Origin of the sequence: Klebsiella ornithinolytica NBRC 105727 = ATCC 31898, assembly GCF_001598295.1 — a bacterium.
In the GTDB taxonomy this organism is placed as follows: Bacteria; Pseudomonadota; Gammaproteobacteria; order Enterobacterales; family Enterobacteriaceae; genus Klebsiella; species Klebsiella ornithinolytica.
On record NZ_BCYR01000015.1, the window covers coordinates 66,117 to 81,366 of the forward strand.

Consider the following 15,250-nt stretch of genomic DNA (forward strand, 5'->3'; position numbering starts at 1 on the left):
GATCCTTACGCTTTAGAGGCTAATTCTTCGATGGTGTGGAAATGGTTGGTATAAATGCAGATATCACCTGCAATATTCAACGCCTTCTCTGCGATATCGCGTGCGCTCATATCGGTATTTTCCAGCAGAGCGCGGGCAGCGGCCTGAGCGTAGGGACCACCGGAGCCGATAGCAATCAGGTCGTTTTCTGGCTGCACCACGTCACCGTTACCGGTGATGATCAGCGAAGCGTTTTCATCCGCCACGGCCAGCAGAGCTTCCAGTTTGCGCAGCATACGATCGGTACGCCAGTCTTTCGCCAGTTCCACGGCGGCTTTGACCAGGTGCCCCTGATGCATTTCCAGTTTACGTTCAAACAGTTCAAATAGCGTGAAGGCGTCGGCGGTGCCGCCGGCGAAGCCCGCGATCACTTTGTCGTTGTAGAGACGACGCACTTTTTTCACGTTACCTTTCATGACGGTATTGCCAAGCGTGGCCTGGCCATCACCGGCAATAACCACATGGCCGTTACGGCGAACACTAACTATTGTTGTCACGAGCAGACCCCTTGGTTACAAAAGCGGAATAGGGGCCCCGCGCTTCACGCGGGGCAGAATGCAATTATAGATGGGGGGGATTTTTAGGGTTTCAACCCCTGGCGGCGAGACGAATGCAGTTTGCGTGTCCGGCCATCTTCAGGCGAGTGATCATATCGTTGGCGCTCTCCTTGCCCTTCAGTGGCCCAATGACCACGCGATTCCAGCCATTGTTGGTGGTAATGCGCGAGGAGAACCCTTCAAACGCCAGCTGCGCCCGAACGGTTTCCGCCTGTTCTGCGCCTTTAAAGGAGCCGCACTGAATCATCCAGCTACGATCGTCTTTCTTCTCCGCCGCTGCTTTCGGCGCCTCTTCAACGCGAGCAACCGGCGCAGCTGCCTGGGCTTTAGGCTGTGCGGCGGTATGCGCAGGCGTCTGCAGCAGATCCTGATACGGCTGTTGCGTCGAGGCGGTTTGTTTCGGCTGTTGTACCGGCTTTGGCTGCTGGTACGGCTGCTCTGCAACGCGCTGCTGCGCGCGCGGCTGTTGTTGCACCGGAGCCTGCTGCTGGGTTTGCGCCCATTGTTGCTGAGCCTGCTGCTGCTGTTGTTGTACCTGCTGCTGCGCCAGACGCTGACGCTGCAGCGTTTGCTGGCGCTGAGCCGGGGTTTGTTCGTTCCACGGCACCTCGGTCAGCTGGGTCGGCTGCTGGCGCATATCCGCCTGCATTTGTGCCAGCAGCTGGCGCTGTTCATTGGTCAACTGCTCGGGTTTCATGACTTCCCCGCCGGCCGTCGGTTCAGTAGGCGCACGTACGCCAGGCTGGCGACTTTCCAGCTCTTTGATATAGCGCCAGCGCTCTTCCGGTTTCGGCGGGAGGCCATTACCTGCCACCTGACGGTTTTGCAGCGCTTCCGCTTCTTCTTTTTTATGGTGCGTGATGAAGTACAGCCCACCGATAAAGGCCACCAGCACTGCCGCCGCGATCGCAACCATAGTCGGTGAAACCGCCGGAAGGCTGCTCTGTTTATTCCTTGAGCTTCGGGTATTACCCTTTTTGCGCCGCGAAGGAGCCGGTTGGCTGCGGCGTACATAATCTCGTTGTGCCACTATCGTTTCGCTGTTTTATTCGTTCGTCAGTCCGCCATGTTACTTAAGCGGCGGGCCTTTGACCAGAAGAGCAGGCCCGAAAACCTGATGGTTATGCTCTGATTTTGCGTGTACTGCCGCGAACGATCAGTTCGCAGTCCAGCAATCGTGAACCGCTGTTCACATTGTGACCATGTAGCTGATCCAGTAACAGGAGCATTGCTTCGCGGCCAATATCAAAGCGCGGTTGCGCAACGGTCGTCAATGGCGGATCGCAAAATTCGGATAAAGAGATATTATCGAAACCGACAATAGACAGATCGTCAGGTACCTTCAGTCCCCGGCGTTTTGCCAGCGACAGCGCCCCCAGCGCCATGATATCGCTATGGCAGAAGACCGCGGTCGGCGGCACCGGCAGCGCCAGAAGCTGTTCCAGCGCGCTGGCCCCGGCTTCATAGGTAAAGTTTCCGCGAGCGATATAGTGCGGATCGATGGTGATCCCGCTACGACGCAACGCCTGCACATAGCCCTGGAGGCGATAGTGGCAGAGCGGCATCTCTTCCGGGCCGGCGATACAGCCAATACGCTGGTGACCCAGTTCGTGCAGATAATTCACGGCATTAAATGCGGCGGTGAGGTTATCGATGTGCACCGTGGGCAGCTCCAGCTCCGGCGCAAATTCATTCGCCATCACCATCGGCGGTAGATTGCGCTGTTCTTCAACGCCTGCGTCAAACGGCAGACGGGAGCCTAGCAACAACATACCGTCGATCTGCTTGGTAATGATCAGGTCGATAAAAGTCTTTTCCTGCCGGTTCTGGTGGGCGCAGTCGCCGATCAGCACCAGATAGCCCTGTTCTGCCGCGGTAATCTCAATGCCGCGAATAATCTCGCTGAAAAAGGGATCGCAAATATCCGGTACGATGACCAGAATCGTACGCGACTCGTTACGTTTCATATTGCGTCCGAGCGACTGCGGCAAATAGCCGACTTCCAGCGCCGCCTGCTCCACCCGGTTACGGGTAGTCTGAGAAACCTTATCCGGATTCATTAACGCTCGGGACACGGTTGCCGTTGAAACGTTTGCCTTCAGGGCGACGTCTTTCATTGTGGCGGCAACCACCTGTTTTTTGGGCTTCACCTGTTTTCTCCTCGCTGACTGGCGCAGACACTTCCCTTGTGTTCTGACATCAGCAACATTTTTAGCAGATAGTCGACGCAGAGAGTTACAGAATTTTCATGAAAAACGTGATGGTTGTTGAATTTTTTCGATCCGTCTCGCAAGAGAAGGCTTAACCTTCAATAGGATCGACGTCCAGGACCCATTTTACCTTGCGCGCTTCCGGCAGCGTATTGATCAAGGCCAGCGTACCGCTGACGATATGCTGCAAGCGAACGCGTGAAGGGTGCTGGAGCAGAATTTGCCAGCGCCAGCGGCCCCCGCGTTTGGGCGCCAGCGCCGGAACCGGACCCAGCACCCACAGTTTGTCATCGGCCAGCGGACTGGCCTGCAGTAAATTACGCAACTGCTGCAGGAACAACGGCGCCTGCTGATTGTTATGGTCTTCGGCACGAATCAGGACATGGCTGGTCCACGGCGGCAGCTGCATGGTCTGCCTTTCGGCCAGCGCCTGTTCGGCAAAGGCGTCGTAGCCTTTATATAACAGCGTTTGCAGCAGCGGATGTTCCGGATGGTGGGTTTGCAAAATCACCTCTCCCTGTTTACCCGCGCGTCCTGCGCGGCCAGAGACCTGGGTATAGAGCTGAGCGAAGCGTTCTGCCGAGCGGAAATCGGCGGAAAACAGCGCACCATCGACATCCAGCAGCGACACCAGGGTAACATCCGGGAAATGATGACCTTTGGCCAGCATTTGAGTGCCGATCAGGATGCGTGCGCCGCCGCGATGAATATCGGAGAGGTGCTGTTCGAGCGCGCCTTTACGGCTGGTGGTATCCCGGTCGACGCGAGAGACCGGCACGCCGGGAAACAGCGGCGCCAGCGCCTGCTCCAGCTGTTCGGTGCCCAGTCCGACCGGCACCAGATGCGTAGAGCCGCAGGAGGGGCACTGGCGCGGGATCGGACGCTGGCTGTCGCAGTGGTGGCAGCGTAAATGATGCTGTGCCTGATGCAAGGTGTAGTAGCTGTCGCAGCGCGGACACTCTGCGATCCAGCCGCAGTCATGGCACAGCAGCGCCGGGGCGAAACCGCGGCGGTTCAAAAACAGAATCACCTGATTATCGGCCTGCAAATGCTGACGCATGCGGGCAATCAGCGCCGGGGAGAGTCCCGCCTGCAATTGCTGTCCTTTCAGATCCAGCACGTGCTGCTGCGCCGGACGAGCGTTACCCGCACGCTTTGTCAGCTTCAGCTGGCGATATTTCCCCTGGCGGACATTGTATAGCGTCTCCAGCGCCGGGGTTGCCGAGCCAAGAATAATCGGGATTTGCTCGCTATGAGCGCGCCACACCGCCAGATCGCGCGCGTGATAGCGCCAGCCTTCCTGCTGCTTATAGGAGCTGTCGTGCTCTTCATCGATAACGATCACGCCCAGGTTTTTAAATGGCGTGAACAGCGAGGAACGCGTGCCGATGACGATAGCTGCTTCGCCATTTTTGGCCTTCAGCCACGCGGAAAGACGTTCGCTGTCGTTAAGGCCGGAGTGCAGGACTTCAACCGGGGCGTTAAATCGCTGACGGAAACGGGCGATGGTTTGCGGCGTCAGGCCAATTTCCGGCACCATCACCAGCGCCTGTCGGCCTTGCGCCAGCACGTTTTCCAGCACGCTGAGGTAAACTTCCGTTTTCCCGGAGCCGGTAATCCCCGCCAGCAGCCAGGTTGAAAACCGATCCGATGCGCTGTGAATCGCCCCGACGGCCGTGGCCTGCTCGGTGTTGAGGCGCAGCCGCTCGCCGGGTACAGCAAAGTGGGTTCGCCAGTCGGTGAGGGCGGGCGCTTCGCTTGCCAGCTCGCAAAGCCCTTTCCCGCGCAGGGCCTGCAACGCCGCATCGTTGAACTCCAGCTCCGCAACCTGGTGACGCCAGATCCTTCCCTGACGCAGTGCGGCCAGAGCCTGCTGCTGTTTCGGCGAGCGTTTGAGGCTGTTGATATCGACAGCCTGGCCCTGCTCGGTCGCGAACCAGTACCACTGCGGCGCTGCGCTGGCTGGTTTCCCCTGGCGAAGCATGATCGGCAGGGCGTGGAACAGCACATCGCCGATGGGATGATGATAGTAGTCGGCCGCCCACAGCAGCAGTCGCCAGACGGCAGAAGAAAATACCGGTTCGGCATCCAGCGTGGCGATGACCGGTTTGAGCTCATCCAGCGGCAGCTCGCTGCGTTCGCTGACGGCGGTCACAATCCCAATACGCTCTTGCTTACCGAACGGCACGCGCACGCGGCAGCCTGCTTTGACCGGCATTCCCTCAGGTAGCAGGTAGTCAAAGGTACGGGGCAGCGGGACGGGCAGGGCAACGTGGGCGACGGGCATGTCATCTTCCTGACTTGAAATCTGGCCGGTTAGTATACACATTGTGATAAGGGCTCGCGGATCAGTTTGCATATGCTGGTCAAATTCTGTATGATTCGCCGCCTTTGGTGCGCTTCGTGTAGCATCAGAATCTATTACCCGGGGATTACGCTTAGCGGAATTGCGCCGGGAAATTATTAACATCGCGTGGTGTCTGGCGTTAGGGCTGGAAGAGCGACGCGGCCTTAACTGAGGTTCTCCCATGAAAAAAGATATTCATCCGAAATACGAAGAAATTACTGCTTCTTGCTCTTGCGGTAATGTCATGAAAATCCGTTCTACCGTAGGTCACGACCTGAACCTCGACGTGTGCGGTAAATGCCACCCGTTCTACACTGGCAAGCAGCGTGATGTTGCGACCGGTGGCCGCGTTGACCGCTTCAACAAGCGCTTCAGCGTTCCAGGCACCAGCAAGTAAGTTGCCGGAAGAAAAAGCCGCCCACGGGCGGCTTTTTTTGTTTCTGTCGTTATGCCCGGCATGCAGATTCAGGGTGGGCAGAGACGTAAAAAAGGGCGGAAGGTCACTTCCGCCCTTTTTTATTGACTCAGTATTCCCACGTATCCGGATCGATACCCATCTCGCGCATAATCTGTTTCGCCGCTTCCGGGATCTCATCGCTGCGCTCTTTACGCAGGTCTTCATCGTTGGGTAACGGTTGACCGGTAAATGCATGCAGGAACGCTTCACACAGCAGTTCGCTATTGGTGGCGTGGCGCAGGTTGTTGACCTGACGACGCGTGCGTTCATCGGTGAGGATCTTCAACACCTTCAGAGGAATGGATACCGTAATTTTTTTTACTTGCTCACTCTTCTTACCGTGCTCAGCGTATGGGCTGATATATTCGCCGCTCCATTCAGCCATGAGATACCTTTAATCCTCTAGTCATTAGTTAAGGGCCAGAACCACGGTCCGGGCCATAATTGCGCGTAGTTTACCGTAGAGGGGGCGTTCTGACACCCGATAAGCCCCTGCAGAGATGCGCTAATGCATATAATTTTAACGGCTATTCTCTATTTGCTCAATCTATACGCAAAGAAGTTTAGATGTCCAGATGTATTGACGTCTATTGTGACAATGATTACTCTGGTGCCTGACTTTTCACCGATTCAGCCCAGGAACTGCCCAACATGACGCGTAAACAGGCCACCATCGCAGTGCGTAGCGGTTTAAATGACGACGAACAATACGGTTGCGTTGTCCCGCCGATTCACCTTTCCAGTACCTACAACTTTACCGGCTTTAATGAACCCCGTGCCCACGACTACTCCCGCCGCGGTAACCCTACCCGCGATGTGGTGCAGCGCGCGCTGGCGGAGCTGGAAGGGGGAGCGGGCGCCGTTCTGACCAATACCGGTATGTCGGCGATTCTGCTGGTGACGACCGTGTTCCTGAAGCCCGGCGATCTGCTGGTGGCCCCTCACGACTGCTACGGCGGCAGCTATCGTCTGTTTGATAGCCTGGCGAAGCGCGGCTGCTATCGGGTTCTGTTTGTCGATCAGAACGATGAACAGGCGCTGAGTGCGGCATTGTCTGAAAAACCGAAGCTGGTGTTGGTCGAAAGCCCAAGTAATCCATTGCTGCGCGTGGTGGATATTGCGAAAATCTGCACGCTGGCTCGTGAAGCGGGTGCGGTGAGCGTGGTGGATAACACCTTCCTGAGCCCGGCGCTGCAAAATCCGCTGGCGCTGGGAGCCGATCTGGTGCTGCATTCGTGCACAAAATACCTGAACGGGCATTCTGACGTGGTCGCCGGGGTGGTGATTGCGAAAGATCCGGCTGTTGTCACCGAACTGGCATGGTGGGCGAATAATATCGGCGTAACCGGCGGCGCATTTGACAGCTACCTGCTGCTGCGTGGTTTACGTACGCTCTCTCCGCGTATGGAAGTCGCACAGCGCAATGCGCTGGCGATTGTCGACTATCTGAAAACCCAGCCGCTGGTGAAAAAACTGTATCATCCGTCTCTGCCGGAAAATCAGGGGCATGAGATTGCTGCCCGTCAGCAAAAAGGTTTTGGCGCGATGTTAAGCTTTGAGCTGAAGGGCGATGAGCAGACGCTGCGTCGTTTTCTGAGCGGATTATCGCTGTTTACGCTGGCCGAATCGCTGGGGGGCGTAGAAAGTCTGATTTCGCACGCTGCGACGATGACCCATGCAGGTATGGCGCCTGAGGCGCGCGCGGCGGCGGGGATTTCAGAAACGCTTCTGCGTATTTCGACCGGTATTGAAGATGGTGAAGATTTAATTGCCGACCTGGAAAATGGCTTCCGGGCAGCAAACGAGGAATAAACATGAGTGTGAATGCGCAGGCAGGGGCGAAGGGTCGTCAGCTGCACAAATTTGGTGGGAGTAGTTTAGCGGATGCGAAATGTTACCTGCGCGTCGCGGGGATCATGACGGAATACTCGCAGGCCGGTGACATGATGGTTGTCTCCGCCGCTGGCAGCACCACCAACCAGCTGATTAGCTGGCTGAAGCTCAGCCAGACCGATCGCCTTTCTGCGCATCAGGTACAGCAGTCGCTGCGCCGTTACCATATGGAGCTGATCGCCAGCCTGCTGTCGGCAGAAGCGGCAGATACGCTGATCGCGTCGTTTATTCACGACCTCGAGCGTCTCGCCGGCTTGCTGGATAGCGGCGTGACCGATGCGGTCTATGCTGAAGTGGTCGGCCATGGCGAAGTGTGGTCTGCACGTCTGATGGCCGCGGTGCTCAACCAGCTGGGACTGGAAGCGGCATGGCTTGACGCACGTAGCTTCCTGCGCGCCGAACGCGCTGCGCAGCCGCAGGTGGATGAAGGTCTGTCTTATCCGCTGCTGCAACAGCTGATGGCACAACATCCCAACAAACGTCTGGTGGTGACCGGCTTCATCTCGCGCAACAGCGCCGGGGAAACCGTCCTGCTGGGGCGTAATGGTTCTGACTATTCCGCGACCCAAATTGGTGCCCTGGCCGGGGCGTCTCGCGTCACTATCTGGAGCGATGTGGCCGGGGTCTACAGCGCGGATCCGCGTAAAGTGAAGGATGCGTGCCTGCTGCCGCTGCTGCGCCTGGATGAAGCCAGCGAGCTGGCGCGCCTGGCGGCTCCGGTCCTGCACGCCCGTACCCTTCAACCGGTCTCCGGTAGCGATATCGATCTGCAGCTGCGCTGTAGCTACACGCCTGAGCAAGGCTCCACGCGCATTGAGCGCGTGCTGGCGTCCGGCACCGGCGCGCGAATTGTCACCAGCCATGATGATGTCTGCCTGATTGAGTTCCAGGTGCCCGCCGGTCAGGATTTCAAGCTGGCGCACAAGGAGCTGGATCTTATCTTTAAACGCGCCCAGCTGCGCCCGCTGGCGGTGGGGGTGCATGCCGATCGTAAGCTGCTGCAGTTCTGCTATACCTCGGAAGTGGCCGACAGCGCGCTGCGTCTGCTCGATGAAGCGGGTCTGCCGGGCGAGCTGCGTCTGCGTCAGAAGCTGGCGCTGGTGGCGATGGTCGGGGCGGGCGTCAGCCGTAACCCGCTGCATTGCCACCGTTTCTGGCAGCAGTTGAAAGGACAGCCGGTCGAGTTTACCTGGCAGTCTGAAGAGGGGATTAGCCTGGTGGCGGTGCTGCGCGCAGGCCCGACGGAAAGCCTGATTCAGGGCCTGCATCAGTCCCTGTTCCGGGCAGAAAAACGCATTGGCCTGGTCCTGTTTGGTAAAGGCAACATCGGTTCGCGCTGGCTGGAGCTGTTTGCCCGTGAACAGAGTACGCTCTCAGCCCGCACCGGCTTCGAGTTTGTCCTCGCCGGCGTGGTGGACAGCCGCCGCAGCCTGCTTAACTACGACGGTCTGGATGCCAGCCGCGCGTTAGCGTTCTTTAACGATGAAGCCGTTGAGCAGGATGAAGAGTCGCTGTTCCTGTGGATGCGCGCTCATCCCTATGATGATTTAGTGGTGCTGGACGTGACCGCCAGCGAGCAGCTGGCCGATCAGTACCTTGATTTTGCCAGCCACGGCTTCCACGTCATCAGCGCCAATAAGCTGGCCGGGGCCAGCAGCAGCGACAAATATCGTCAGATTCACGATGCGTTCGAGAAAACGGGCCGCCACTGGCTGTACAACGCTACGGTCGGCGCGGGTCTGCCGGTGAACCATACCGTGCGCGACCTGATTGACAGCGGCGATACTATTCTGGCGCTGAGCGGTATTTTCTCCGGCACGCTCTCCTGGCTGTTCCTGCAGTTTGACGGCACCGTGCCGTTTACCGATCTGGTCGATCAGGCCTGGCAGCAGGGGCTGACGGAGCCGGACCCGCGCGTTGACCTGGCGGGGAAAGACGTGATGCGTAAGCTGGTTATCCTTGCGCGCGAAGCCGGTTATGACATCGAGCCCGATCAGGTGCGCGTCGAATCGCTGGTGCCTGCGCACTGTGAAGAGGGCTCTGTGGATCACTTCTTTGAGAATGGCGAAGAGCTGAACGAACAGATGCTGCAACGTCTGGAGGCCGCCCGTGAACTGGGGCTGGTTCTGCGCTACGTGGCGCGTTTTGATGCCAACGGAAAAGCGCGGGTTGGCGTTGAAGCCGTCCGCGAGGAGCATCCGCTGGCGGCGCTGCTGCCGTGCGATAACGTCTTTGCCATCGAGAGCCGCTGGTACCGCGATAACCCGCTGGTTATCCGCGGCCCGGGTGCCGGCCGCGACGTGACCGCTGGCGCTATTCAGTCGGATATTAACCGTCTGGCACAGCTGCTCTAATCCTGCCTCTGCCCGAGACCAGACCGGCGTCTGGTCTCGGAGTATCAATGCGCCGCAAAGACCTCTTTGGCGGCGAACAGGCCATTTAAGGCCGCCGGGAATCCGGCATACACCGCCATCTGCATGATGACTTCGATAATCTCCTCCTGCGACAAACCGACGTGTAACCCGGCGGCAATATGCACTTTTAGCTGCGGTGCGGCATTGCCCAGCGCGGTTAAGGCGGCAATGGTGGCGATTTCACGGCTGCGTAAATCGAGCCCCGGGCGGGCGTAAATATCGCCAAACGGGAATTCAATCAGGTAGCGGGCAAAGTCCGGGGCGATGGCCTGCAGGCTTTTGACGACGGCATCGCCGCCTTTACCGTCAACGCGCTGCAACATGTCCAGGCCGGTGGTATAACGCTCGGATGTCATGATCTTTCCTCATAATGATGATGGGTTGGGAAGAAGGTTAGAGGCGTTGATCGGACTTGAGTAATACCCTTTTCGTGATACCTTTCAGGTATGACAAGTTTACGCTTACAGACTCTTGATATTCGCCTGCTGCGCTATTTTGCCGTGGTGGCGGAAGAGAATAATATCAGCCGGGCGGCGCAGCGGTTGTTCATCTCGCAGCCGCCGCTGAGCCGTCATATCCGTCATCTGGAAACGTTGCTGGGCGTGACGCTTTTTGTCCGCCATACCAAAGGGCTGATTCTTACCGCAGAGGGTGAGCGGGTGCTGGAGCTTATTCGTCCGCTTCTGGCGCTGCAGGAGGCGACGCTGAGTGCGCTGGGGCAGCTGTCCGATGACCGGCAGCAGCCCTTACGTCTGGGGCTGACGACTGCCTTCGAACAGGGTATTTTTGCGTCTCTGGAATCGGCGTTGGGTCGCCAGGTCAGGGCGCTCTCCCTCCTTCGCCACTCCTCGCCTGCCCTGGCTCAGCAGGTGCGCAAAGGCAAGCTGGACGCCGCGCTGATTGCGCTGCCGCTGGATGCCGCTGGGTTAACGCTTTCTCCTTTGCCCTATCATGAACCGCTGATTGCGGCGCTACCCGCGTCATGGCCGGAATCCGCAATCTCCCGGCTGGTCTTAGAACAGCTGAATCATCGGCCGCTGTTTTGGTTCAGGCGCGAACGTAATCCGGCCTTTTTTGACGCAACCCGGCGCATTTTTGAGCGTATTGGCTACGTGCCGGCGTATGTGGAGGAGCCCGCTGAGCATGACGTACTGCTGGCACGTATCGCACGCGGAGAAGGGATGATTTTGCTGCCGGCATCATTTGCCGCGATACAGCGTCAGGGGGTGGTATTTCATCCGCTGGAGGGGACTCGCTTGCGTTTGTCGCTGGGATTAGTGACGCGACCGGAAGATGAAGCTTTGCGCGCGTGGTTGCTGCCGTTTATTGAGGAATCATTATCTTAGCGTTGAGTTGCATGAATTAATCTCATCTTCACTGAATATTCCTCACTCTTTACGCTGATTTTTCTATTGACGCCTGCTCTCTTTTCCGTCATTTTTACATCTGGACGTCTAAACGTATAGAAGTTCGCAACACAACAAACAATAAAATGCGATTGATGAGGTAAGGTATGAGCTTTTTTCACGCCAATCAGCGGGAAGCCCTGAATCAGAGCCTGGCAGAAGTGCAGGGCCAGATTAATGTGTCCTTTGAATTCTTTCCGCCGCGCACCAGTGAAATGGAGCAAACCTTGTGGAAATCCATCGATCGCTTAAGCAGCCTGAAGCCAAAGTTTGTCTCGGTGACCTATGGCGCCAACTCCGGCGAGCGCGACCGTACTCATAGCATCATAAAGGGGATTAAGGAGCGTACCGGTCTGGAAGCGGCACCGCATCTGACCTGTATTGACGCCAGCCGCGATGAACTGCGCACGATCGCCGAAGACTACTGGAACAACGGTATTCGCCACATCGTTGCCCTGCGCGGCGATCTGCCGCCGGGTAGCGGTAAGCCTGATATGTATGCCGCAGATCTGGTGACGCTGCTGAAAGAGGTCGGGGATTTTGATATCTCCGTTGCGGCCTATCCTGAAGTTCACCCGGAAGCCAAAAGCGCGCAGGCAGATCTGCTGAACCTGAAGCGTAAAGTCGATGCGGGTGCTAACCGCGCGATTACCCAGTTCTTCTTTGATGTTGAAAGCTATCTGCGCTTTCGCGATCGCTGCGTGTCCGCCGGTATCGATGTCGAAATTATTCCAGGCATCCTGCCGGTTTCTAACTTCAAACAGGCGAAAAAGTTTGCCGACATGACTAACGTCCGTATTCCCGTATGGATGTCTAAAATGTTTGAAGGGCTGGATAACGATGCGGAAACTCGTCAGCTGGTGGGGGCGAATATCGCCATGGACATGGTGAAGATTTTAAGCCGTGAAGGGGTGAAGGATTTCCACTTCTACACGCTGAACCGTGCTGAGATGAGCTACGCCATCTGCCATACGCTGGGCGTGCGTCCGGCGGTATAAAAAATGGCCCTCATCGAGGGCCATGTTGTTTTATTCCCACTCGTCCAGAAAACGCTGGCCGTACTGATCGGCGACCAGTAGCGCGGCGTAGACTTCATCAGCGGTCGCGCCGCCGGGCATATTGTGGATAGTTTCTCCCTCTGCGCAGGCCGCTTCCGCGACGGTACGCATTTTGCCGGGAATATCGCCCTTAATATCCAGCTGAGCCAGGGTGAGAGGCAGCCCGACGCTGTGACACAGCGCGGCGACGGTTTCAATCTCTTCCACCGGGGCATTTTCCAGAACCAGCTGCGTCAGTGTCCCGAAGGCGACCTTTTCACCGTGATAGTAGTGATGCGCGTCCGGAATGGCGGTAAGGCCGTTATGGATCGCATGCGCTGCCGCCAGCCCGCCGCTTTCGAAACCAACGCCGCTGAGATAGGTGTTGGCTTCGATAACTTTCTCCAGCGCCGGCGTGACGACATGTTGCTCCGCCGCCAGCATCGCTTTTTCACCTTCTTCAATCAGCGTGTTGTAGCACAGCTCAGCCAGCGCCAGCGCCGCCTGAGTACATTTGCCCCCGGCCATTGTCGTGGCGCCGCTGCGTGAACAGGCCCTGGCTTCAAACCAGGTGGCCAACGCATCACCGATGCCCGCTGCCAGCAGGCGCGGCGGAGCGCCGGCGACAATTTGCGTATCGACAATCACCATGTTCGGGTTGCGCGGCAGCATCAGATAGCTGTCAAACTCGCCTTCGTCGGTATAGATAACGGAGAGGGCGCTGCAGGGGGCATCCGTTGAGGCAATTGTCGGGGCAATCACTACCGGAAGATTCATAAAGTGGGCTAATGCTTTAGCGGTATCCAGCGTTTTTCCGCCGCCGATTCCCAGCACGGCATTGCAGCGAGCAGCGCCGGCGATTTCACGCAAGCGATTGATTTCATTATGCGAGCATTCACCGCCAAACGGCACGATTTCAGCAGCCAGACCCGCATCGGTCAGGCTTTTACGCAGCTTTTCTTCGGCAAAACCCAGCACAAACTTGTCGCCGACAATGAGCCAGCGTTCGGCCAGCGGTTTGAGATAGTTGCCAAGGCGGGTGATAGCATTCGCACCCTGAATATATTTGCCTGGGGATTGAATAATGCGATCCATTTCGATTCCTCCTGGTTGATCGTGGCGCCGCCCTCTGGCGACGCGACAATCGGGTTACAGGTTCAGATTGCCAAAAGCGTTATTCCAGTCTTGCTCAAACTTCTCTATGGCTGACTCTACCGCAGGGGTGCCGAGCATTTGTTGCGCTACGTCTAAGGGAAGGGTGATAGCTTCACAGCCGGTCAGCAGGCAATCCAGCGCCTGACGCGGAGTTTTAAAGCTGGCGGCCAGCACTTTGCTCCCCGGCGCGTGCTGTTCCAGCAGGGATTGCAGCTCCTGCACCATGCGAATCCCGTCCCCCCCCTGGGCATCGACGCGGTTGACATAAGGGGCAACATATTTTGCCCCCGCCAGCGCTGCCAGCAGCCCCTGCGCGGCGCTATAGACCGCGGTACCCAGCGTCGGGATGCCTTCTTTCTTCAGTAATTTGATAGCGGCGAGGCCTTCAGCGGTGACCGGGATTTTAACCACGATGCCCGGAACGGCATTACTCAACCGTTTGGCTTCCGCCACCATGCCCTCAGCATCGCGACTCATCGTCTGGGCAAACAGCGTTCCATCGGCTCCAATGGCCTTTTGCAGACGCGGGAGAACATCCCAGATCGGCGTTTTGCCTGCGGCGATAATGCTCGGGTTGGTGGTCACTCCGGCCAGCGGATAGATTCGTGCCAGACGTTCAACTTCTGCTACGTTCGCGGTGTCCAGATAGAGTTCCATAGCCTTTCCTCAATTCTCAATTCAGTGATGTTGAGGTAAGGATACGGCTTCTCCTCGGCGGGTCGCCAGATGACAAATTTGCCAAAAACTGGATAAATGTACGCATTGCGGGTAAGGATGATTTAGATCACATTTTCCAGCTATATCTGGCGAACCTGGGCAGGGCGAGCGTAATAACGCGATGGCTTACTTACAAAAATCTAGTTTCTGCTTAGCGCGGCTTCTCCGTCAGCTGGCTGTGATACTGGCGGCGATACTCGGAGGGAGAACGCTCGGTATTCTTGCGAAACAGACGGCAGAAATAGTTGCTGTCGACAAAACCGCAGGCGTGAGCGACATCTTTGATTTTCATGTCGTGGCCTTTTAACAGCATTCGGGCCTGCTCAAGTCGGATGTGATTCAGATACTCGTTAAACCCCATGGGCCCGCATTTCTGGAACAGATGGGAGAGATAGTTTGGCGAGAGATAAAATTCCTGTGCTACCGATTCGCGGGTTAACGGTTCGGCAAAGCGAGCGTCGATATATTTGCGGATCGCTTCAAAGAGCGCCTGACTTCGGGAGGCGGTTTGCACCTGGCTACCAAGCAGGTCGGCGCAGTGGCTCAGCAGGCTGATAACGATGTATCTCGCGGTGTGTTGTTCCTGCGGTTGCATCTGCATCTCATTGAGCGCCTGGAGCAGGAAGGAGCCGGTCCGGGGGCCGCGGCGCGGCACCTGAAGCCTCTCCTCAACATTCAACATACTGCCGTTCCAGCGCGTCAGGGTGAGCTCTAACTGCTGCTTGCCAAACACAATGCTCAGAACGGTACAGGGCGACTGCCAACGGGGAGAATGCCATCCGCCGGCGTGAATAAACAGCACGTCGTGCCGGGACAGCACGGGCGGATCGGCTTTGATACCGGCATCGTGAAGCTGCCCATCAAGCATGATGTCGAGGCGTGGAAAATCCGCCTTCTGCACGTTACCGGAAGCCGGACGGCTGTCGGTGGCAAATCGGATCTGCCGGATCGTCGCCGGGTTTTTGATTAACGCGTCGATGTGTTGATTGAGATCGGTATCCATTCTTGCTCCGTAGAA

General features: G+C 57.4%; 14 protein-coding genes. 5 read left to right on the plus strand and 9 right to left on the minus strand.

The window, feature by feature from the left end; genetic code table 11:
* Positions 1-5: 5 nt before the first annotated feature.
* The 4 genes from hslV to priA all read right to left on the minus strand — a co-directional run bounded on the left by hslV (position 6) and on the right by priA (position 5,093).
* Positions 6-536 carry an ATP-dependent protease subunit HslV gene (gene hslV / locus ROR01S_RS22360; protein WP_004869393.1) on the minus strand — a complete coding sequence of 177 codons (531 nt, stop codon included), beginning with the start codon at positions 534-536 and terminating at the stop codon, positions 6-8.
* 91 nt (positions 537-627) lie between these two features.
* Positions 628-1,626 (minus strand): cell division protein FtsN, encoded by a 999-nt coding sequence (ftsN, locus tag ROR01S_RS22365; protein ID WP_015585428.1) that lies wholly within the window; start codon positions 1,624-1,626, stop codon positions 628-630.
* Between the two features lie 91 nt (positions 1,627-1,717).
* Positions 1,718-2,746: a DNA-binding transcriptional regulator CytR gene (cytR, locus tag ROR01S_RS22370; protein ID WP_004869399.1), complete on the minus strand. Its 1,029-nt coding sequence runs from the start codon at positions 2,744-2,746 to the stop codon at positions 1,718-1,720.
* A gap of 151 nt (positions 2,747-2,897) precedes the next feature.
* Positions 2,898-5,093 (minus strand): primosomal protein N', encoded by a 2,196-nt coding sequence (gene priA / locus ROR01S_RS22375; protein ID WP_004869402.1) that lies wholly within the window; start codon positions 5,091-5,093, stop codon positions 2,898-2,900.
* Positions 5,094-5,334: 241 nt separating this feature from the next.
* Between priA and rpmE the strand changes: the two genes are divergently transcribed.
* On the plus strand, positions 5,335-5,550 hold the full coding sequence (rpmE, locus tag ROR01S_RS22380; RefSeq protein ID WP_004869403.1) for a 50S ribosomal protein L31: 216 nt from the start codon (positions 5,335-5,337) through the stop codon (positions 5,548-5,550).
* 127 nt (positions 5,551-5,677) lie between these two features.
* On the opposite strand, the gene metJ is transcribed toward rpmE, so the two are convergent.
* Positions 5,678-5,995 (minus strand): met regulon transcriptional regulator MetJ, encoded by a 318-nt coding sequence (metJ, locus tag ROR01S_RS22385; RefSeq protein WP_004869405.1) that lies wholly within the window; start codon positions 5,993-5,995, stop codon positions 5,678-5,680.
* Positions 5,996-6,261: 266 nt separating this feature from the next.
* Between metJ and metB the strand changes: the two genes are divergently transcribed.
* A complete protein-coding gene (gene metB / locus ROR01S_RS22390; RefSeq protein WP_004869407.1) occupies positions 6,262-7,422 on the plus strand; it encodes a cystathionine gamma-synthase in 1,161 nt (386 codons plus the stop codon).
* Between the two features lie 2 nt (positions 7,423-7,424).
* Positions 7,425-9,857 carry a bifunctional aspartate kinase/homoserine dehydrogenase II gene (locus tag ROR01S_RS22395; protein ID WP_004869409.1) on the plus strand — a complete coding sequence of 811 codons (2,433 nt, stop codon included), beginning with the start codon at positions 7,425-7,427 and terminating at the stop codon, positions 9,855-9,857.
* Positions 9,858-9,901: 44 nt separating this feature from the next.
* On the opposite strand, the gene ROR01S_RS22400 is transcribed toward ROR01S_RS22395, so the two are convergent.
* Entirely contained in the window at positions 9,902-10,273 is a 372-nt protein-coding gene (locus ROR01S_RS22400) for a carboxymuconolactone decarboxylase family protein (RefSeq protein WP_004869411.1), read from the minus strand.
* Between the two features lie 90 nt (positions 10,274-10,363).
* Between ROR01S_RS22400 and ROR01S_RS22405 the strand changes: the two genes are divergently transcribed.
* Together ROR01S_RS22405 and metF are read left to right on the plus strand one after the other, a co-directional pair.
* Complete coding sequence (locus tag ROR01S_RS22405; RefSeq protein WP_004869414.1) at positions 10,364-11,263, plus strand: LysR family transcriptional regulator; 900 nt, start codon at positions 10,364-10,366, stop codon at positions 11,261-11,263.
* A 167-nt stretch (positions 11,264-11,430) separates the two neighbouring features.
* Complete coding sequence (metF, locus tag ROR01S_RS22410; protein WP_004869418.1) at positions 11,431-12,321, plus strand: methylenetetrahydrofolate reductase; 891 nt, start codon at positions 11,431-11,433, stop codon at positions 12,319-12,321.
* A 30-nt stretch (positions 12,322-12,351) separates the two neighbouring features.
* Here metF and gldA read toward each other — a convergent pair whose 3' ends face one another.
* From gldA to ROR01S_RS22425, 3 genes are all read right to left on the minus strand, one after another.
* A complete protein-coding gene (gldA, locus tag ROR01S_RS22415; protein WP_032724973.1) occupies positions 12,352-13,455 on the minus strand; it encodes a bifunctional L-1,2-propanediol dehydrogenase/glycerol dehydrogenase in 1,104 nt (367 codons plus the stop codon).
* A 54-nt stretch (positions 13,456-13,509) separates the two neighbouring features.
* Positions 13,510-14,172 carry a fructose-6-phosphate aldolase gene (gene fsa / locus ROR01S_RS22420; RefSeq protein WP_004869426.1) on the minus strand — a complete coding sequence of 221 codons (663 nt, stop codon included), beginning with the start codon at positions 14,170-14,172 and terminating at the stop codon, positions 13,510-13,512.
* A gap of 211 nt (positions 14,173-14,383) precedes the next feature.
* Positions 14,384-15,235, minus strand: coding sequence for a helix-turn-helix transcriptional regulator (locus tag ROR01S_RS22425; protein WP_064359891.1), 852 nt, complete (start codon positions 15,233-15,235; stop codon positions 14,384-14,386).
* Positions 15,236-15,250 lie beyond the last annotated feature (15 nt).

Excerpts from the sequence above, each read along its gene's own strand:
- priA (WP_004869402.1), bottom strand. The coding sequence starts at position 5,093 with ATGCCCGTCGCCCACGTTGCCCTGCCCGTCCCGCTGCCCCGTACCTTT.
- rpmE (WP_004869403.1), top strand. The coding sequence starts at position 5,335 with ATGAAAAAAGATATTCATCCGAAATACGAAGAAATTACTGCTTCTTGC.
- metJ (WP_004869405.1), bottom strand. The coding sequence starts at position 5,995 with ATGGCTGAATGGAGCGGCGAATATATCAGCCCATACGCTGAGCACGGT.
- metB (WP_004869407.1), top strand. The coding sequence starts at position 6,262 with ATGACGCGTAAACAGGCCACCATCGCAGTGCGTAGCGGTTTAAATGAC.
- ROR01S_RS22395 (WP_004869409.1), top strand. The coding sequence starts at position 7,425 with ATGAGTGTGAATGCGCAGGCAGGGGCGAAGGGTCGTCAGCTGCACAAA.
- ROR01S_RS22400 (WP_004869411.1), bottom strand. The coding sequence starts at position 10,273 with ATGACATCCGAGCGTTATACCACCGGCCTGGACATGTTGCAGCGCGTT.
- ROR01S_RS22405 (WP_004869414.1), top strand. The coding sequence starts at position 10,364 with ATGACAAGTTTACGCTTACAGACTCTTGATATTCGCCTGCTGCGCTAT.
- metF (WP_004869418.1), top strand. The coding sequence starts at position 11,431 with ATGAGCTTTTTTCACGCCAATCAGCGGGAAGCCCTGAATCAGAGCCTG.
- gldA (WP_032724973.1), bottom strand. The coding sequence starts at position 13,455 with ATGGATCGCATTATTCAATCCCCAGGCAAATATATTCAGGGTGCGAAT.
- fsa (WP_004869426.1), bottom strand. The coding sequence starts at position 14,172 with ATGGAACTCTATCTGGACACCGCGAACGTAGCAGAAGTTGAACGTCTG.
- ROR01S_RS22425 (WP_064359891.1), bottom strand. The coding sequence starts at position 15,235 with ATGGATACCGATCTCAATCAACACATCGACGCGTTAATCAAAAACCCG.